At 60.9% G+C, this 18045-nt stretch carries 16 protein-coding genes; 5 read left to right on the top strand and 11 right to left on the bottom strand.

What is annotated here, in order from left to right:
• Positions 1-678: a GNAT family N-acetyltransferase gene (locus tag C7S18_RS05895; RefSeq protein WP_240623988.1), complete on the top strand. Its 678-nt coding sequence runs from the start codon at positions 1-3 to the stop codon at positions 676-678.
• 156 nt (positions 679-834) lie between these two features.
• Here the strand turns inward: C7S18_RS05895 and hutG are convergent, their stop codons facing one another.
• The 7 genes from hutG to C7S18_RS05860 form a co-directional block, all read right to left on the bottom strand.
• On the bottom strand, positions 835-1626 hold the full coding sequence (gene hutG, locus C7S18_RS05890; protein ID WP_106890684.1) for an N-formylglutamate deformylase: 792 nt from the start codon (positions 1624-1626) through the stop codon (positions 835-837).
• 97 nt (positions 1627-1723) lie between these two features.
• A complete protein-coding gene (locus tag C7S18_RS05885; RefSeq protein ID WP_206207982.1) occupies positions 1724-2473 on the bottom strand; it encodes a type 1 glutamine amidotransferase domain-containing protein in 750 nt (249 codons plus the stop codon).
• Between the two features lie 188 nt (positions 2474-2661).
• Positions 2662-3405 carry a 3-oxoacyl-ACP reductase FabG gene (gene fabG, locus C7S18_RS05880; RefSeq protein ID WP_106890682.1) on the bottom strand — a complete coding sequence of 248 codons (744 nt, stop codon included), beginning with the start codon at positions 3403-3405 and terminating at the stop codon, positions 2662-2664.
• Positions 3402-4346, bottom strand: a complete 945-nt coding sequence (gene fabD, locus C7S18_RS05875; protein ID WP_106890681.1) for an ACP S-malonyltransferase — start codon at positions 4344-4346, stop codon at positions 3402-3404. Before fabD ends, fabG begins: the two co-directional genes overlap by 4 nt.
• Before the next feature lie 117 nt (positions 4347-4463).
• Positions 4464-5435, bottom strand: a complete 972-nt coding sequence (locus C7S18_RS05870; RefSeq protein WP_106890680.1) for a beta-ketoacyl-ACP synthase III — start codon at positions 5433-5435, stop codon at positions 4464-4466.
• A 239-nt stretch (positions 5436-5674) separates the two neighbouring features.
• Positions 5675-5863, bottom strand: coding sequence for a 50S ribosomal protein L32 (gene rpmF, locus C7S18_RS05865; RefSeq protein WP_106890679.1), 189 nt, complete (start codon positions 5861-5863; stop codon positions 5675-5677).
• An 18-nt stretch (positions 5864-5881) separates the two neighbouring features.
• Entirely contained in the window at positions 5882-6415 is a 534-nt protein-coding gene (locus tag C7S18_RS05860) for a YceD family protein (RefSeq protein ID WP_240623987.1), read from the bottom strand.
• 246 nt (positions 6416-6661) lie between these two features.
• Between C7S18_RS05860 and C7S18_RS05855 the strand changes: the two genes are divergently transcribed.
• Positions 6662-7144 carry a hypothetical protein gene (locus tag C7S18_RS05855; protein ID WP_106890678.1) on the top strand — a complete coding sequence of 161 codons (483 nt, stop codon included), beginning with the start codon at positions 6662-6664 and terminating at the stop codon, positions 7142-7144.
• Between the two features lie 497 nt (positions 7145-7641).
• On the opposite strand, the gene C7S18_RS05850 is transcribed toward C7S18_RS05855, so the two are convergent.
• From C7S18_RS05850 to C7S18_RS05835, 4 genes are read right to left on the bottom strand one after another with little or no spacing between them, the layout of a single operon-like run.
• Positions 7642-9345 carry a phosphate ABC transporter substrate-binding/OmpA family protein gene (locus C7S18_RS05850; RefSeq protein ID WP_106890677.1) on the bottom strand — a complete coding sequence of 568 codons (1704 nt, stop codon included), beginning with the start codon at positions 9343-9345 and terminating at the stop codon, positions 7642-7644.
• On the bottom strand, positions 9345-10193 hold the full coding sequence (locus C7S18_RS05845; RefSeq protein ID WP_106890676.1) for a hypothetical protein: 849 nt from the start codon (positions 10191-10193) through the stop codon (positions 9345-9347). Before C7S18_RS05845 ends, C7S18_RS05850 begins: the two co-directional genes overlap by 1 nt.
• The gene (locus C7S18_RS05840; protein WP_106890675.1) at positions 10190-11845 is read right to left on the bottom strand and encodes an AAA family ATPase; all 1656 of its coding nucleotides are present in this window, start codon (positions 11843-11845) and stop codon (positions 10190-10192) included. Before C7S18_RS05840 ends, C7S18_RS05845 begins: the two co-directional genes overlap by 4 nt.
• A 3-nt stretch (positions 11846-11848) precedes the next feature.
• A complete protein-coding gene (locus C7S18_RS05835) occupies positions 11849-12613 on the bottom strand; it encodes a PspA/IM30 family protein (protein ID WP_170113140.1) in 765 nt (254 codons plus the stop codon).
• A gap of 198 nt (positions 12614-12811) precedes the next feature.
• Between C7S18_RS05835 and trxA the strand changes: the two genes are divergently transcribed.
• From trxA to C7S18_RS05820, 3 genes are all read left to right on the top strand, one after another.
• On the top strand, positions 12812-13666 hold the full coding sequence (trxA, locus tag C7S18_RS05830) for a thioredoxin (RefSeq protein WP_106890673.1): 855 nt from the start codon (positions 12812-12814) through the stop codon (positions 13664-13666).
• Positions 13666-14157, top strand: a complete 492-nt coding sequence (locus C7S18_RS05825) for a DUF4442 domain-containing protein (protein WP_240623986.1) — start codon at positions 13666-13668, stop codon at positions 14155-14157. Before trxA ends, C7S18_RS05825 begins: the two co-directional genes overlap by 1 nt.
• Positions 14158-14278: 121 nt before the next feature.
• Positions 14279-17563 (top strand): amidohydrolase family protein, encoded by a 3285-nt coding sequence (locus tag C7S18_RS05820; protein ID WP_240623985.1) that lies wholly within the window; start codon positions 14279-14281, stop codon positions 17561-17563.
• Positions 17564-18045: the final 482 nt, after the last annotated feature.

The following is an 18045-nucleotide window of genomic DNA, read 5'->3' as shown; positions in this document are numbered from 1 at the left end:
TTGCACCCACTCGACGTCCCCGTCTGGTCCTCATTGAGTACCCTGCATGCGCCGCTGGCGCTCGCCGCAGGGCCGGCACGTCGCTACCCAAAAGAGATAGGGCCATTCATTGCGCTGCCTCCTGGTGAGCACGCCAGTGCAGCGGAACTCGAGGCATTGGTCGATGCGCAGGATGAAGTCTTCTTGTTGGGTCAGACGATCTCGGCACCAACGGGTTGGTTGACCGACTATCTGGGCGATTTGCTGCAGATGCACTGCGTCGAGCCACCTAAACTGGATCGGGAACTTGCGATTCAAGCGTTGACCGAGCCCCATCACAAACGCGACGTTCGTGAGCTCACGGCGTTGGTGTATCCCCACTATTTTCGATCGGAAACGATGCGCCTCGGGCGCTACTTTGGCATCTACGAACGCGGCCGCCTCGCAGCCATGATTGGCGAACGTATGGGCACACCGGCGCACCGGGAGCTGAGTGCGGTCTGCACGCATCCGGAATTCACCGGCCGCGGGCTCGCGCGTCATCTCTTTGCTTGGCTGACTTTGGATTTGCTGGCCAAAGGGCAACAACCATTCTTGCACGTCGCCGCCCAGAACAAGCGCGCCATCGATCTGTACGAGCAGAACGGGTTTACCGTGCGCATCGAGATTCCGTTTTACGGACTGCGCCGACAGGCCTGATAAGCGAGCCTCTGAACACGTTCAAAGGCGACGCGAGCCAAGGATGGTTCGCCCAGAATCAAGTGCGTCAGCGCTTGATTCTGGAGCAATGAGTCCGGACACGCGCCGAACTCATTGCGGGTCTGAAAGTCCAGGATGGACTGATGCAGACCCGACCTAGCAACTCGGGTCGAGCCGTTCCAGGAGCGTCGTCAACAGGCGCTCCAATATCTGTTGCGCGCGCAGCGCCTTCTCATCATTCCAACGTGGCGGCGCTTCGTCCATATAGCAGCGCTGCGCCATTTCCATTTGAATCGCGTGAATCCCCTGCTCCGGTTTTCCGAAATGCCGCGTAATGTAGCCGCCTTTGAAGCGGCCATTGGCAATCCAGGTGAACTGGTCCTGGCGCGCCATGGCTTCTTCGAGCGCGAGCTCCAATTCAATCGCGCAACTCGTGCTGCTCGCCGTGCCAAGATTCAGATCGGGCAAGCGACCGCTGAAGAACATCGGCACTTCCGACAAAATCGAATGGGCATCCCACAGTGCGACTTGCGCATGGTGTTGCTTCAGGCGCTGAAGCTCATCGGCAATGGCTTGGTGATACGGGCGCCAGTATTGCGTGACGCGATTCGCGATGTCGGTGGCATCGGGCACATGGCCGTCGCGATACAGGTCTTGGTCGGCAAAACTGATACTCGGCACCAAGCCGGTTTCGCGCTGCCCCGGGTATAGCGCGTGGCCGTCGGGTGCCCGATTCAGGTCGATCACATAGCGCGAATAACGCGGCACAATCATCGAGGCGCCGAGCCGCTTGGCAAACGCATATAGGCGATCGACGAACCAGTCGGTGTCCGGCGTATCAAGCGCCGCTGGCAGCATGCGATCGGCAATGTCAGCCGGAATTTCGGTCCCTGCATGGGGGCAGCTGATCAATAGTGGCGCGGTGCCACAATGCAAATCAAAAATCATGGTGCCGTTTCACTTGTCTCGAATGGTTTGCTCGGAGCCCACAATAGTGCCTCAATCAACCGCTCGCTGCAGCGCTCGACCGCTAGACGGGTTCGATTCAAGCACGGGCTTTGGCCTCTTCGAGCATCTGCACGAAGGTCTCGGCCATCCGGTGCACGTCGCCCGGCCAGCGCGCGGTGAGCAGGTTGCGGTCACGCACCACAAAGCCGCGATTGAGTTTCCCCGGTGCATCCCGCAGCAAGGCAAACGGGCCAGTCAAGAAGCGGCCGCCCTGGGTCAGCGTCTTGCTGACCTCGCGCTGCACGCTGATGGGATACGTGCGGTAGTACGTGCCGAGCCACCAGATCGTGAGGAGCAACGCCGACCATTCCTGCGCCATGGTCAATGCAGTGAGTTGCCGATCAGCGATCACCCGGCCACGATGGCGCCGTTCGGCGCGGGCCAGCACCAGCACGCCGTGGCAGACTGCAGCGACTGGCTTGCCCGTTTGCAGCATTGACGAGGCGATATCCTGGAGGTGTTCGGACTCCAGGTATGGGCGCATGCCGGGTGCGTGGCCACCCGGAAGCAGCAACGCATCAAACTGATCCGACCCCGCATCCGCCCAGCGAATCGGCTGTCGGAACGCAGGGTGTTGTTCCATCCGTGCGTAGGCGTTGCGGGCATTCGTATCGGCACGCAGCATCGGCTTCCAAGGACCAAGGCCGCGACCACTTAGCATGCGTTCGTCAGCAGCGGCCGGGCGACCATCTGGCGTCGCAACAATCATCTGGTGGCCCGCTTCGGATAGCCGAACGAACGGCACTGAGGACTCAGTGGGATCGAAGTCGGTGGACGGCAGGGGCATCAGCACGCGCATGCGGCGATGATAGCCGGATGTACGCCATAGGTGGATCGATCGGTTTTGGGGCACAGCACGAATGCCCTGGATCCCGGAACCCGCTTCGCGGCTTCCAGGATCACGTTCGTAGCACGCGCCTCTGGTTGGCCCGCCGAGACCAGGTGATCCGGGGTCCTGCCGGGCGGGCTCGGGCCTTACACCATGTGCATGCCGCCGTTCACATGAATGGTCTCGCCCGTGACATACGCGGCCATGGGCGACGCCAGGAACAGTACGGCATTCGCGATGTCATCGACCTGCCCAAAGCGACCCAGTGCAATGCGCTCGAACATCGCCTTCTTCATGTCGTCGTTCATGCCTTTCGTCATGTCGGTTTCGATGAAACCCGGTGCGACGACATTGACGGTGATATTGCGGCTGCCGATTTCCTTGGCCAATGACTTAGAGAAGCCAATGATGCCGGCCTTTGCGGCCGCATAGTTCGACTGGCCGACATTACCCATCACACCAATCACCGACGCAATGCTGATGATGCGGCCCTTGCGGGCCTTCATCATACCGCGCATCACGGCTTTGCTCGTGCGATAGATCGAGCTCAGGTTCGTGTTCAAGATCGCGTCCCAGTCTTCGTCCTTCATGCGCATCAGGAGCCCATCGCGCGTGATGCCGGCATTGTTGACGAGAATCGTCGGCGCGCCGAATTCCTTCGTGAGCGAATCGATCAGTGCGTCGACCGATTCGCTCTGGCCGACGTCGAGGACGCGCCCAACACCACCGAGTGCTTCCATGCGCGCGCTGATCGCGTCCGCACCCGCTTGCGAGGTGGCCGTGCCAATGACCTTCGCACCGTGCCTGGCCAAGGTATCGGCAATCGCCGCGCCAATACCGCGGCTCGCGCCGGTGACCAGCGCCACTTCTCCGTTCAGATCGAGGCTCATGCTGCACTCCATTCATTGAAACAGGTTTCGAAATCAGCAAGTACTGACAACGCGCGCGCTTCAAGGCTCTTGTCGATGCGCTTGAACAAGCCCGTTAACACTTTCTCCGGACCGCACTCGGCAAATCGACTCACACCCTGGCCGGCGATCTGCTGGACGCACTCAGTCCAGCGGACCGGCGCGTAGAGCTGCCGAATCAACGCATCCTGAATCGCATCCAGGCTGTTGTGGGCCCGAGCGTCGGCGTTCTGCACGACGGGGATCGTCGGCAACTGCCAGTTGAGGCCGCGCAGGGTCGGCGCGAGCGCCTCAGCGGCGGGCTTCATGAGCAAACTGTGCGACGGCACCGACACCGCCAGCTTGACGATCTTCTTGACACCGCGCTCCGTCAGCAAGGCCATTGCGCGCTCGACTGCGGCGGCGGATCCTGAGATCACGGTTTGGCCCGGTGCATTGAAATTGGCCGGCTGCACCACGTCGCCCTGCGCGGCATCACGGCAGGCTTCGGCAATCAAGGCATCATCGGCCATCAGCACGGCCGCCATACCGCCCGTACCGGCGGGTACCGCTTCTTGCATCAGGCGACCACGATCGCGCACGAGTTTGGCGGCGTCGGCCAACGACAACGCTTCGGCCGCCACCAAGGCGCTGTACTCGCCCAGGCTGTGGCCGGCGAGCAAGCTCGGCTTGGCGCCCGAGCGGGTGGTCCAGAGTCGCCATAACGCCACGCTCGCCGCCAGCAACGCGGGCTGCGTGACTTCGGTGCGATTCAATTCGGTGTCTGGGCCGTCCTGGCTCAAGGTCCAGAGATCCAGGCCGCAACCGGCCGAGGCTTCATCAAACGTTTGCCGGATCAGTGCGTGCTGCAGAGCGAAATCGGCGAGCATGCCGACACGCTGCGAGCCTTGGCCCGGAAATACAAAGGCGAAAGATTGGCTCATCCCGAGTCTCCCAAAGTCATTTGCAATGTAAGCCGCGCTCAGCGCACCGGCTTGGCGCCGATGCGTCAATCGGCGCGCCCCCAGCAGGCACCGAAGGCGCCCGCTGGGGTCAATTGATCAGTAGCGCAGGAGCGCCGAGCCCCAGGTGAAGCCGCCACCGAAGGCTTCCAGCAACAGCAGTTCGCCGCGCTTGACGCGACCCGAACGGATCGCCTCGTCCAACGCCAGCGGCACCGAGGCCGACGACGTGTTGCCGTGCCGATCGACGGTCACGATCACCCGGTCCATCGGCATGTCCAAGCGCTTGGCCGTAGCCTGAATGATGCGCAGGTTGGCCTGGTGCGGAATCAGCCAGTCAATGCTGCTCTTGTCGAGCCCGTTGGCCGACAGGGTTTCTTCCACGACGGCATCGAGGGTTTTGACCGCAACCTTGAACACCTCGTTGCCAGTCATCAGCACACGCACGCCGCAGTTCGGCTCATTCTGCTTGAATCCGCTGGAGACACCGACCGGATTGTACAGCAGATGCTTGTAACCGCCGTCTGCGTGCAAATGGGTCGACAGAATGCCAGTCTCGTCATCGGCCGTGAGCACGACGGCGCCCGCGCCATCGCCGAACAACACGCAGGTACCGCGATCATTCCAGTCCAGCATGCGCGTAAGCGTTTCGGCCCCGACCACGAGCGCCTTTTTGGCGGCGCCGGTCTTGACGAATTTGTCGGCCACGCCCAAGGCATAAACGAAGCCGGAGCACGCCGCGTTGACGTCGAATGCTGCACAGCCATTCGCGCCGAGGCGATGCTGAAGCAGACAGGCAGTGCTCGGAAAAATGATGTCGGGCGTCGTCGTGCCGAGCACGATCAGGTCGAGTTCTTCCGGTTTCACGCCGGCAGCGTCGAGCGCCCGGATGGCCGCCTCGTAAGCGAGATCGCCCGTGGTCTGGCCTTCGACCGCCATATGGCGTTGGCGAATGCCGGTGCGCTCACGAATCCATTCGTCGCTGGTCTCGACAATCTTGGCCAGATCGTCGTTGGTCAGCATCTTGTCAGGCAGATAGCTGCCCGTACCGATAATGCGGGAAAACGCCATGGCTTCGCTCCACAAAAGCAAAACGAACCGACGTGTGCGCGTCGGTTCGTTGAATCAAAGGGGACTCCAAACCTGTCCGAAGTCGCTGCAGACCTTGGCTGGTCCGCTTAAATCAAGCACCGAAGCGCCCGACTCTTGCGCAATGAGCGCTGACTTGCAAGCGGCTCAATGCCGATTGGCAGCGACCGCGAGAGGCGGCTTGGACCCATCCGTCCGGATCAATCCGGGCCGGGACGGGATTACTCCTCAGACTTGCTCTTGCTCGCGATGACCTGCTTGCCACGGTAGAAACCGTCTTTGGTCACGTGGTGACGGCGATGCTCTTCGCCCGTCTGCTTGTCGGTGGCGATCTGCGACGCGCTGAGGGCGCTGTGCGAACGACGCTGGCCGCGACGGGAAGGGGTCACTCGACTCTTTTGAACTGCCATGATGTTGCTCCTGAACGATTATTGCTTCGGCTTTGGCTTTAGTTGTGCCAGTGCCGCAAAGGGGTTTGGCTTCGACTCGGCAACCACCGGCGCGCGTTCGGCGTCGCTGGACCAGGTCCACTCGTCCGTACCGGCAAGATCCGGCTTTCTTGGCACCAATGGCAGCGCCAGGATCACCTCGTCTTCAATGACGTCGGCCAGAATCATCTCGCCATCGCCATGGACCAGCAGCGGTTCGAACCCGGGCGGCAAGGCCGCCTCGTCTTCTTCCCGCCGAATCAACCCGAGTCGAGTGTCAATGGCCAACGGCCAATCAAACACTTCCAGCGAGCGCTGGCAAGTCAGGGGCATTTGGCCGCGGACCTTTAGATGCAGAAAGGGTACGGTCAGGGCATCCCGACCGAATTCGATCTCTACTTCCAACTTGCCCCGAGCCTCGGCCAAGCTGCTGCTCAGACGGGTCAGGGACGCCACAGCCAGGGTACCCTCGTAGCTGCGCGACGCATTAACCATGCGCCACACATCGACCGAATCAGGAAAACCGTTGGACATAAGGGCGCGCATGGTACGGATGTATGGCTGATTCGTCAACCAAATCATTGATTTGCTGTTCAGATCCAGCTGATCCCGGGCGCCGCCGCCCGATTTGCGACACCGACGACAGGCGAATCCACCCCGCCCGGTCTATGATTGCACGGCGAGCCCAACCGGTCCGGCGCCCACGGCACCCCTATCCGGCGGCTTGCCGTGCGCTCCGGAGTGGCCGGCGCGAGACCATTCAGACAGGGCCAAACCACCATGAAAACTGAATTAATCATCATCGTTGTGCTGACCGTCCTGGTGCTCGGTATGGTGTTCATGGGATTGCGAGCCGTACGTCGGGAGGCGATTCTCCGCCAATTACTGGACGACGCCGATACCCTCGAAGCGCGCGTGCTCGAAACCCGCGTCCGCATGCGCGACCTCGAAGCCCTGCTCGGCCGTCTCCCCGCCGACATCACCGAAAGCGCTCGCAATACGCTGAACAGTGAAGCCGGCGTCCAGCAGGCATTGCGCCTGATCCTGCAACACCGTCTGTGGATTCGCGATCACATCCATACCGCATCAATCAGCCAACTGCGCCAAGTCCGCGACAAAGTCCGATGCTCGCTCGTGAAGCTCAACGAACAGTTGGGCAAGCTGGATACGGCGAGCGATGAATTGAAGCACGCCTATGCCAAGTCGGATGCGTTGATTGGCCGGGGTGAGCCGGAGGCAGCGGCATCAGATTCGCGCGAATGAGCGCGTGAGCGTCTGAGCGTCTGAGCGTCTGAGCGCCAAATAATAAGCGACTAGATTGCAAGCTCGTCAAACCAGGAAGAAGCAGTTTCCCAAGGATTCCCAATCTACCTCTCGTCACCCCGGACTTGATCCGGGGTGAGTTTGATGTTCGCTCAGTCACACAGAGACACAGAACGAAAGGGGGTCAGCGCGCGATTGGTCAGCCTGCCGCGGGCCCGAACCTCGCCCCGGATCAAGTCCGGGGCGACGAATCGCGAGCGTGTCCATCGAGGCAAAATCGGCTCTCCAGACGCTGGAAAGGAGCCATTTCCCAAAGGAATCCCAATCCACCTTTCGTCCCCCCGGACTTGATCCGGGGTGAGATTGATGTTCGTTCAGTCACACAGAGACTATGTGGAAGCAGCGAATACCGTCCTGCCCCGACGCATTCACACGATCTATTTCGCCGGAACAACAAAAACGATGGTCTGGGCGATGGTTGATGAGCGCCAAACCGCTCACTCCAACGTAAACCACTGCACCTCAACGCGGCGATTCAAATCGCTGTCTTTGCCGGCAGGCTCTTCCCAACCGCGTCCAACCACTTCGATGCGATCCGCGCTGAGATTCGGGTACTTTTTCAGCAGCGCGTCTTTCACGGACTGTGAGCGTTGCCGCGAGAGTTCCATCGCCTTCAGCGCCATCGAGCGCACCAGCGCCTGCCCGCCTTCACGCTCGAAGTCGGCCATCTTGGCGTTGTCCACATGACCACGCAGCACGACGATCGAGCCGGGGCTGACTTGCAGGAAACCCTTGATGGAATCCAGATAGCCTTGATTCTCGGTCGCTTCACGATCCAGCGTTGCTGAATTCGGTTCAAAGAAGAAGCGAATGTCCTTGCTCAGGAGCGCATCACCTTCGAGCGACGCGCCATCGCGGGTCTTGATCGGCGCAATCGCAATACTTTGGCTGGCAAACTCCGGCTTCTTCTTCAACTGATCGAGATAAGCGAGATCGACAAACCGCGCTGGATCAGCTGGGTTCTTGATCAATTTGCCATACGACAGCACCGAGCTCTGGAAGATGCCGTTGAACGAACCGGCGGCGTCGATCGTGCCGCTGAAGAACGCTTGGTTCTCGGGCACATTCGACAGATGCACTTTCGACAACTCATCGCGCGTCTCGTCTTCGGTCCATCCAAATGCCTTGGCAATCGCCGGCACTTCGCTCGCCGGGTTGTCGCGCACGCGGCGGTTGCCTTCCATCAAGCCATGCACCAAGCCGAGCGTCCACTCTGGCTTCGCCTTCGCAAAGCCTTTGTTGACGACCAACAGGTCGGCAATGATCAGCAGATTGCGGTTCGACACCAACATCTTGGCGTTGCCGCCTGAGGCTTCGATGACTTCGTCCGTGCGCGGCGACCAACCAATACAGCCGTTCAGGCGATGCCCGGCATTGAGTTCATGTTCGTAGGCGTCGCACGCGACATCGTTGTCCTCGTAGAACACCAAGCCGAGTTCGTTGCTGGCCGGCACGGCATCCAGATCACGCAGCACTTTGACGGGCACATTCGCCTCGGACGCCAGATAACGGATAAAGAAATCGCTCTCATTGAACTGCGTCGCGGCGAGAATCTTGCCCTGCAGTTGATTGATGCTGCTGATGCCCGAGTCGACCACTACCATGTCCGCACCGCGCGAAAACGCCATCTGGGCGGGCACGACGACCTCGAACTGCCGACCCAGCGCAGCGAGCACGTCCGTTGTCGTGACGGACGCAGCGACCCGGCCATTGTTGAGCTTCGACCAGCTCTCGCTCTCGCTCAAGGTCAGCCGCACTTGAAAGCCGTAGTTCTTCGCAAAGAATGAATCAGCATTCGGCGCCAGTCCGCCGTTCGCAGCAACCAGGCCCGCGTAGCCGGCATAGTCGCTGATATCGACATCGATCACATTGCCCTGCGGCTGATAGGTTGCCGCGGCTTCGAGTTGCGGAAGACCTTCTACCGGCTCGATCGGCGTCGGCGCGTCGCCGTCGGGTACGGTCGCCTTCTGCACCACCTCAGCGCCAAATTGCGCGCCTACCTGTTTGGCCTGCTCGGCACTGGTGTCCTTGCGCATCATCAGCCAAGCCCCCAGCGCCAGGAGACCAATCACCAGAATCAGAGTGATGGCGGTGCCGGAACTGCCACCGCGGACGTGCGATCGATTGAACATGGCTTGCATCAGGTTTCTCCTTCCGACTGCGGATTGGAACGGCGGGCCAGCACGCGCTTTGGCAGCTTCTGGCCCAGTCCGGACTCGAATGCATCAAACAAATCACGCTGGCTGCTGAGCCAACGCTGGGTATCGTTGAACGAGGCACTGAGCGCATTGAGCGACGCGCCGGCGCTGCCGTCGTCGCTCGCCAACAAGGTCTGCTCGCGGATCAATGCCATCTGGTGATCGACGCGCACGAGTTCGGCATCAACCTGCTCCAGGCGTCTGGCGGCATCGGCATGCGCCTGCTGGCGTTGGCCGATCACCAGTTGCTGTTGCTCCAGGCTACGCCGAAGCTCAGGGCTCAAACTCTCATCTTGCAAGCGCTGGTCGAGCTTCTGGTGTTGTTGAATCAGCGAATCGCGCTCAACGCGCGCGTTGTCGCCGACTCGAATAAGTGCTGCCCGCGCGCTCAGCAAACGCAGGTGCAGCCAGACGAGCTGCTCGACGCTGTCGCCCTGGCTTTCGAACAACGGCGTCTTTTCGAGAGTGCTCAGAATGTCGCGGGCAATAGCCTCGATGGACTGGTGCTTCTGCCGATCGCGAAAGTTCAAGGCCGCGAGCATGTTGTCGTAACGTGTGTCCTGCGGATCGACCTCGGTCTCGGCCTTGCCGGACGTGGCATCGACGGTTTTTCGAAATCGCGCGGCGCCCGACAGGAATTTCAGATAGGCGAGCTCCAAACCCGCACCAATCAGCCAAAGTCCGGGATGAATGAACGCGCCGAGCATGCCGAATGCTGCCAATCCGAACCAGTTCGGCGGAATCGGCATGCCAAACGGCCGGGCATTGAACGCCGCCCACCAATACTTCATGGGGCACGGTCTCCGGATTCGGCCAGGAAGCGAAACGCCTCGGGCACAAACTGCTGATCGGTGGCCTCGCGGATCGCGATGCGCATCTGGTGATGCAGCACATCAATGGGCACCGGCGGTTGATACCCGGCCAGGCTGGCTTTCAACGCGTCCAGGACCGCTTCGTTGTTGGTGCGCACGCGCCGATAGATTTTCACCGCAAGCGCTTCGGCAGCGCCCGGGGTGAGCAGCACGGGCAGATCGAGCCCCACCATGGCGGCCGGATCGATGCCGAGCTCAAGACGTTTCAGCAATGCGGAGAGCAAAGCGGCGCTCTCGGCAACAGTGCTCGTTGGCAGAAGTGGAATCTTCACGTCGATGCGACCCGGTCGCTTCAAATCCACCTCGATCAGATCCGGCCGCGACGACGCCAGAATCCAGAGCACTTTGCCCCGGTTCGCGGTCTGACTCATTTCCTGCGCGAGCATCGAATACAGTCGACCCGACAGGCCGCTGTCGCCCGAGCCCGCATCGCGCTTGCCGAGGCTCTGGTCGGCCTCATCAATAAACACGATGCATCGGCCCAATGCTCGGATCAGGCGAAAGATCTTTTCCAGATTGCCTTCGCTCGATCCGACCCAGCGATCGCGAAAATTCTTCAGCTTGAGCACCGGCACGCCCGCCTCGCCGGCCAGGCATTCCACCAGAAACGTTTTGCCGGTGCCGACCGGGCCACAGAAAATGTAGCCCATCGGCATGGCCTTCAGATCGCCTGCATGCCAGAGCTGAATATCCTGACGCAGCCACGTTTTGAGCGCCTCTTGCGCGTGATACTGATCGAGCGATTTGCCCGACTCGACAAACTCCACCAAATCACTGGCATCGGATTCGATCAGGCGCTTCTTCGCGCGCACCCAGTCGGCGCGCTGCAGCGGCCGCTTTTCGTGCGCCGCCATCTTCACCTGCGCCTGCAGTGCGCTCACGCTTACGCCGGCCAGCTGGGCGGCCACGCCGGGTTCGGCATCTACCGCAAAAGCAGCCGGAAAGTCCACGCGGAACTGCGCCAGCGCCTGCTCAATCACCGGCACATCGGGCAATGGCACACGAACCTTGTTGACGCGCGGATGCTGCGCCAGCATCGGATGCAGATCAGAGAGTTGGTCGGCCAGCAAAAAGCAGGCAAACGGCAGCTCGGTGAACGGTGATTCCGACGCCCAGTCGCGCACCAGACTGACCAGGCTCGCCAGCTCAAACTCGCCATGACGGCCGGCCGGCAGCACTTGATCGGCGCCTCGCAGCAACAGCGCCACGGGGTTCGCGGCATCTCGGCCCAACTTGGCCAGATTGGCGCGATAGCGCAAATAGCGCGAGATCAGATCAATCGCGATGCGCGGTTCACGCGAATCACTGCCGAGTTGCTTGGCGCCCGGCCATTTCTGAAACAGCTCCGTACTGCGCTGCGCTGCGAGCCCATTGCCCGGATCGTAGACGAACACCTCGGGAAATGCCGACAGCAACTCGGCATCGAGGTAATCGACCAGCCCCAACAGCCGGCCGTGCCGCGGAAAGCGGTCAGCCACATTTCCGGCCAGCGCAAACACACCGCTGGCGCCACTCTCGTAGGCCAGCGCCAGTTGCTTCGCCCACTCTGGGGCGTTCGGGTCTAGTGGCATGGCTTAGCTGGCAGACGACTCAGATTCGGATGCCGACTTGCCCATGTTGCGCGCCGGCGCAGCTGGTGCCGCTGCGGCGTCTTCGGACTCAACCGACAGGCCCTCGGCGGCGGCAAAATCAGCGAGCGCCTGATCGGCCAACGCGGTCATTTCGGCTTCCTTGAGGTTGACCTCGGTCATGTCGATTGCATCTCGCGCCACCCGAGCACGCCCGGCAGCCTTGGTGCGTTCTTCTTCCACCATTTCATGCAGCCGGTTCAGCGTGTCGCCGGAGCCACCGATGTTGCCGATCATGCCGGCGGCCATCTCGTTCATCTCGGCCATTGCCGACTTCATGCGCATGTCGTTGATCGCACCCTTCAGGCTCTCGATCTTGGCCCGCGCGGCGTTAACCGCCACATCGCGCGCCTTGACCAGGTTCTGATACGTGGCCTCGGCCTGTTCGAGCTGGGTGCGGTTCTCGGCGAGCTCGCGGGTAATCGTCTGTAGACGCAGCGCGTATTGGCCGGCCGCCTGCTTATTGCCGGCGCGAAGGTGAGCCGTGGTCTTAGCTCGCAGCTCTTTCTCTTCCGTTTCGAGCTTGCGCACTTGACTCATCAGCCGCTCGGCCAAGCCCGCATGGGTCGCCAGGCCGCTGTTGTAGCTGCTGATCTGCTTTCTCAGGTTTTCCTGCTCCAGCTCCAGCAAGGCCTCCGGATTTTTCTTCTCCACATCGCGCACGAACATGGCGAACATGCCCTTGAAGACATTCAACAGTCGATTCCACATGGCCGCTCCCGAAAGTAAATTTTTGCCAGAGGCCCGATGTTGCCAAAGACCCGGCCCGGACGCCATCGAATCCGGCGGAATTGCCCGGTCGGGAGTGCGTGAACTGCCAATGCCCCATGCGCCAGCTGGCAGCAGACTGCCTTGCACTCCGGCAATCTGTCACCATGTAGCGGTTTTCCCGATTTGGACTGGATTACCATGAGTGAAGCCCTGCATTCTTTCGACGTCACCGTCGCCGAGTTCCAGGACAAGGTCCTGAAGCGCTCGCTGGAAACCCCGGTGCTGGTCGATTTCTGGGCCACGTGGTGCGGACCGTGCAAGACCTTGAAGCCCATCCTCGAAAAATTGGCCGCGGACTACAACGGCGCGTTTGAACTCGCCAAGGTCGATGTCGACAAGGAACAACAACTGGCGGCCTATTTCGGCATCCGTTCGGTCCCGACCGTCATGCTCGTCAAAGACGGGCAGTTGGTCGACGGTTTTCCCGGCGCGCTGCCCGAGGGCCAACTCCGTGAGTTCCTGAGCTCCCATCAGATTGTGCCGCTCGAAGCGGCCGAACCCGAAGTGGTCGAAGTGGAACTGGACCCACACAGCCTCGTTGCAACGCTACGTGCCCAAATCGCCGCCGAACCCGACAATGCGGACCTCAAACTCGAACTGATCGGCGCATTGCTCAAGATCGGCGAAAGCGACGAAGCGTCCCGGTTGTTGGATGCGCTGCCGCCCAAACAATCCGAATCCGACCTGGCCAAGCGCGCGCGCTCGCAGCTGGAATTTGCCCGCGACTTGCAAGGCGCGCCTGCGCCCACCGAGCTGCGCAAGGCGCTTGCCAGCAATGAGAACGACCATCAGTCCCGTTATCTGCTGGCCGTGCACGATCTGCTCGACAATCAAGCCGAGGGCGCATTGGAGGGATTTCTCGAAATCATGCGTCGCGATCGCAAGTTTGGTGACGACCAGGGCCGCAAGAGCCTGATCAAAGCCTTCGCGCTCATTGAGGATGCCGACCTAGTCAGCCGTACCCGCAAGCGCATGGCTGCGATGATTTTCTGATGCCCATTATGAGCAAGTCGCGCAAATTTCGCTGGCTGATGAATGTGTGGCCACCATTCTTGTTTTCTGGAATCCGGGTCCTGCATGTCAGCCCGGATTTCCGCCAGGTCGTCGTGCGCCTCAAGCGCTACTGGTTCAATCAGAACTATGTGGGCACGCATTTTGGTGGCAGCCTGTTCGCCATGACGGATCCGTATTGGATGATCATGGCGCTCGAAAACCTGGGCCGCGACTTCATCGTTTGGGACAAAGCCGCCGAAATCGAGTTCGTCAAGGCAGTGAAGGAACCCGTATTCGCACGATTCGAGCTCCGTCAGGCCGACATCGATGCATTGCGTGGCGCCGCCGAACGCGACGGCAAGACCTTGCACTGGTTCGACCTGCCAATTACGACGGGTGACGGCACTGTCGTCGCGCGCGTTCGCAAACAAGTGTATGTGCGCCGGAAACTTGGCGCGCTGGTTGCTGAAACGACCGCCAAGGCCGCGTGATGGCGTCCGCCTGCGGGCGGAGCCATACCCCCATCCAGCATCTCGCGTGTAAGCGTTTGGCATAGACTGAAATCACACCGCATGCATTAGCATCGGCGGTTCCTTTGTTCTGGAGCCGCTCATGCTTCGTTCCCGTATTGCCACTGCCATTGCCCTCGCGTTGATGCTTGCGAGCATCGCCTCCACCCAGGCCGCCGACAAAAAGGACGCGCCCGCTTGGGATGTCAACGCCGCCCACGGCAAGACCAAGCCCGTCCGTTTTACGACGAGCGAAGGCACGTGGATGGATCTGGACGTGAGTCCGGACGGTCAGCAGTTGGTGTTCTCGCTGCTCGGCGACCTGTACGAATTGCCCATTGCCGGCGGCGAGGCCAAGCGCATCAGCAGCGGCCCGGCTTGGGATGTCCAGCCACGCTATTCGCCGGACGGCAAGGAGTTGGTGTTCACATCCGACCGCGCCGGCGGCAACAACCTGTGGCGCATGCAGGCCGACGGCAGTAACGCGAAGCGGATCACCAAGGAAGACTTCCGTCTGCTGAACAACGGTGTGTGGACGCCAGATGGCAACTACATCATTGGCCGCAAGCACTTTACGTCCGAGCGTTCGCTGGGCGCCGGCGAGCTCTGGCTGTATCACAAGACTGGTGGCGATGGGCTGCAACTCACCAAGAAGAAGAACGATCAGCAGGACCTTGGCGAGCCGGCGGTGAGCCCGGATGGCCGCTACGTCTACTACTCCGAAGACGTGAGCGGTGGCGCCACGTTTGAGTACAACAAGAACCCGCATGGCGTGATCTATGCGATTCGCCGCCTCGACCGCGAGACCGGCGAAATCACCGACATTGTGGCGAGCCCAGGCGGCGCGGTGCGACCGCAACCCTCGCCGGATGGCAAGTCACTGGCCTTCGTCAAACGTGTGGCCGACAAGTCGGTGCTGCATGTCGTCGATTTATCGACCGGTGCCGTCAACGCCGTGTGGGACGGCCTCTCGCACGACATGCAGGAGGCATGGGCGATTTTTGGACCTTATGCGAACTTCGATTGGACACCCGACAGCAACGCCGTGGTGATTTGGGCCCAGGGCAAGCTGTGGCGCGTGCCAATCGCCGGTGGTCAGCCCACGAACATTCCGTTTACCGCGAACGTCGAGCAGACCGTGGCGGAGCCGTTGCGTTTCGCCCAGAAGCTCGATGCTGGCACCTTCACGCCGAAGATGATTCGTGATGTGGCGACCAGTCCTGATGGCAAGACCATGGTGTTTCACGCCGTGGGCCAGCTTTGGGTCAAGAGCCTGCCCGATGGCGCTCCCAAGCGTTTGACTCAGGCGAGCGGTCGTTTCGAGTACCAACCGAATTTCAGTCGCGACGGCAAGTTCTTGCTGTTTACGACTTGGACCGACGCCGATCAAGGCCACTTGCACGAGATCGATCTGGCGAGCGGCCAGGAGCGTCGCCTCAGCGATGCGCCCGGCTTTTATTACTCGCCGCGTTACAACGCCGATGGCACGAAGGTCGTGTGGTCGAAGCAGGCGGGATCGTCGCTGACCGGGTCACTGAATGCGCAGGAGCAAGGCATCTACTGGCAGTCCAGGAACGGCGGCCCCATCACACGGATCGCGAAGGACGGCTATGAGCCACAATTCAGCGCCGACGGCCAGCGCGTGCTCTATCTGAGCGGTTTTGGCCTGAGCAAGAAGCTGATGAGCGTAGGCTTGGCCAGCGAAGAACCGCGCGACGTGTTTTCGTTGAAGTATGTCGACTTTGTCAGCGTCAGCCCGGATGGCAACTGGGTCGCGTTCACCGAACTGTTCAACGGCTATCTCGCGCCGATGCCGAAAACCGGTGGCAGCATCGAACTCAGCAAGGACACGACCGCGATTCCCGTCGCCCGCCTGACCGCCGATGTCGGCTCCTATCTGCACTGGGCCGCGAACAGCCAGAGCGTGCACTGGATGGTCGGCAATGAGTATTTCTCGCGGGACCTGAAAGACGCGTTCGACTTCCTGCCGAACGCGCCGAAGACGTTGCCAGCACCGAAAGACCTGCGCGGCATCGCCGTCGGTCTGACCGCGGCCGTCGATCAACCGAAAGATCGCTTTGCGTTGGTTGGCGCTCGCATTGTGACGATGAAGGGCACGGAGCAAATTGAATCCGGAACCATTCTGGTCAACGGCGACCGCATCGAAGCGATCGGTGCCAATCTGGCAGTGCCGGAGGGCTACCGCCAGATCGACGTCACCGGCAAGACGATCGTGCCGGGCATCGTCGATGTGCACGCCCATGCCAATCATTTCAACACCGGCGTGGTCCCACAGCAGAACTGGGCTTACTACGCGAATCTCGCGTTTGGCATCACCACGATGCATGACCCGTCGGCGACGACTGAAACCGTGTTCTCGCAAGCGGAGTTGCAGCGCGCCGGCACGCTCGTCGGCCCGCGCGTGTTCTCGACCGGCACGATCTTGTACGGCGCGGACGGCGACTTCAAGGCGGTAGTCAATTCGCTCGACGACGCACGCGCGCATCTGCGCCGGATGAAGGCGAATGGCGCGTTCAGCGTCAAGAGCTACAACCAGCCGCGCCGCGAGCAGCATCAGATGATCAACCAGGCGGCGCGTGAGCTCGGCATGCTGGTGGTCGAAGAAGGCGGCTCGACGCTGAATCACAACCTGCCGATGATTCTGGATGGTGCGACCAGTATCGAACACAACTTGCCAGTGGCACCGCTGTACCAAGATGTCGTGCAGCTCTGGAAGCAAACTGACGTCCGGAATACGCCGACGCTCGTGGTCACTTACGGTGGTTTGAGTGGCGAATACTGGTGGTATGCGCGCGACGCCGTGTGGGAAGACAAGAAGCTCAATCGCTACTTCCCGAATGATCAGCTGGCCGCCCGGGCGGTCCGCCGCGAGACGGCGCCGGATTGGGATTACCACCACATCACGGTGTCGAAGTCGGTCAAAGCGCTGCGCGATGCGGGCGTCAAAGTGCAGGTGGGTGGCCACGGTCAGATGCAAGGTCTGGCCCCGCATTGGGAAATCTGGATGCTGAATCAGGGCGGCATGTCGCCCTTTGAAGCGCTTCGTGCGGCAACGATTGATGGTGCCGACATGCTCGGACTCAGTCAGGAAATCGGCTCGCTCGAAGTCGGCAAGAAGGCCGATCTGGCTGTCTTGAACGACAACCCGCTGCAGAACATCCGCGCTACCGCCGACACCCGGTATGTGATGGTCAACGGTCGACTGTTTGATGTGGATGCCAACATGCAAGAAATTGGCAACCACAACACGCCGTCGCCGACGTTCTATTGGCAGCTCCACAAGCCCGCGCAAGGCTATGGCATTGAGTATGGCCCGTCGGCGCCTTGCCATTGCCCGAAGTCGGCGGTGCACCGGCATCCGCATTGATGGTGTTGGCTTGGTCTTAGAGACCGAACCCAAACGGCCGCCCTTGTGGCGGCCGTTTGCTTTGCAAGGATGGTATTCCCTTGTTGTAGGTGGGCCTACAGGCCCGAACCTATCTTGCGGCAGTCCAATTCCCCTTTTTGTTGGAGGGACTTCAGGCCCGAACCAGTCTTGCGGCATCACCGTTCGCGGCTGAAGCCGCTCCCACAAAAACCACCGCTCCAAACCAATCTTGCGGCAATATCACCTACTGCTTGTGGGAGGGCCTTCAGGCCCGAATCAATCTTGCGGCAGTCCAATTCCCCTTCTTGTTGGAGGGCCTCCAGGCCCGAATCAATCGTGCCGCAAGTTTGCCTACTGCTTGTGGGAGGGCCTTCAGGCCCGAACCAATCTTGCGGCAGTCCAATTCCCCTTTTTGTTGGAGGGCCTTCAGGCCCGAACCAGTCTTGCGGCATCACCGTTCGCGGCTGAAGCCGCTCCCACAA

This window comes from Ahniella affigens (assembly GCF_003015185.1).
GTDB classification, from domain to species: domain Bacteria; phylum Pseudomonadota; class Gammaproteobacteria; order Xanthomonadales; family Ahniellaceae; genus Ahniella; species Ahniella affigens.
The sequence above is the reverse complement of the archived record's forward strand: the minus strand, read 5'-3'. Positions and strand labels throughout refer to the sequence as shown.

Bases quoted from the DNA above. Each gene is read 5' to 3' on its own strand.
- hutG (WP_106890684.1), bottom strand. From the start codon at position 1,626: ATGATTTTTGATTTGCATTGTGGCACCGCGCCACTATTGATCAGCTGC.
- C7S18_RS05885 (WP_206207982.1), bottom strand. From the start codon at position 2,473: ATGCCCCTGCCGTCCACCGACTTCGATCCCACTGAGTCCTCAGTGCCG.
- C7S18_RS05850 (WP_106890677.1), bottom strand. From the start codon at position 9,345: ATGCAAGCCATGTTCAATCGATCGCACGTCCGCGGTGGCAGTTCCGGC.
- C7S18_RS05840 (WP_106890675.1), bottom strand. From the start codon at position 11,845: ATGCCACTAGACCCGAACGCCCCAGAGTGGGCGAAGCAACTGGCGCTG.
- C7S18_RS05845 (WP_106890676.1), bottom strand. From the start codon at position 10,193: ATGAAGTATTGGTGGGCGGCGTTCAATGCCCGGCCGTTTGGCATGCCG.
- C7S18_RS05835 (WP_170113140.1), bottom strand. From the start codon at position 12,613: ATGTGGAATCGACTGTTGAATGTCTTCAAGGGCATGTTCGCCATGTTC.
- fabD (WP_106890681.1), bottom strand. From the start codon at position 4,346: ATGAGCCAATCTTTCGCCTTTGTATTTCCGGGCCAAGGCTCGCAGCGT.
- rpmF (WP_106890679.1), bottom strand. From the start codon at position 5,863: ATGGCAGTTCAAAAGAGTCGAGTGACCCCTTCCCGTCGCGGCCAGCGT.
- C7S18_RS05860 (WP_240623987.1), bottom strand. From the start codon at position 6,415: ATGTCCAACGGTTTTCCTGATTCGGTCGATGTGTGGCGCATGGTTAAT.
- trxA (WP_106890673.1), top strand. From the start codon at position 12,812: ATGAGTGAAGCCCTGCATTCTTTCGACGTCACCGTCGCCGAGTTCCAG.
- C7S18_RS05825 (WP_240623986.1), top strand. From the start codon at position 13,666: ATGCCCATTATGAGCAAGTCGCGCAAATTTCGCTGGCTGATGAATGTG.
- C7S18_RS05820 (WP_240623985.1), top strand. From the start codon at position 14,279: ATGCTTCGTTCCCGTATTGCCACTGCCATTGCCCTCGCGTTGATGCTT.
- fabG (WP_106890682.1), bottom strand. From the start codon at position 3,405: ATGAGCCTCGATCTGAACGGAGAAGTGGCGCTGGTCACCGGCGCGAGC.
- C7S18_RS05870 (WP_106890680.1), bottom strand. From the start codon at position 5,435: ATGGCGTTTTCCCGCATTATCGGTACGGGCAGCTATCTGCCTGACAAG.
- C7S18_RS05855 (WP_106890678.1), top strand. From the start codon at position 6,662: ATGAAAACTGAATTAATCATCATCGTTGTGCTGACCGTCCTGGTGCTC.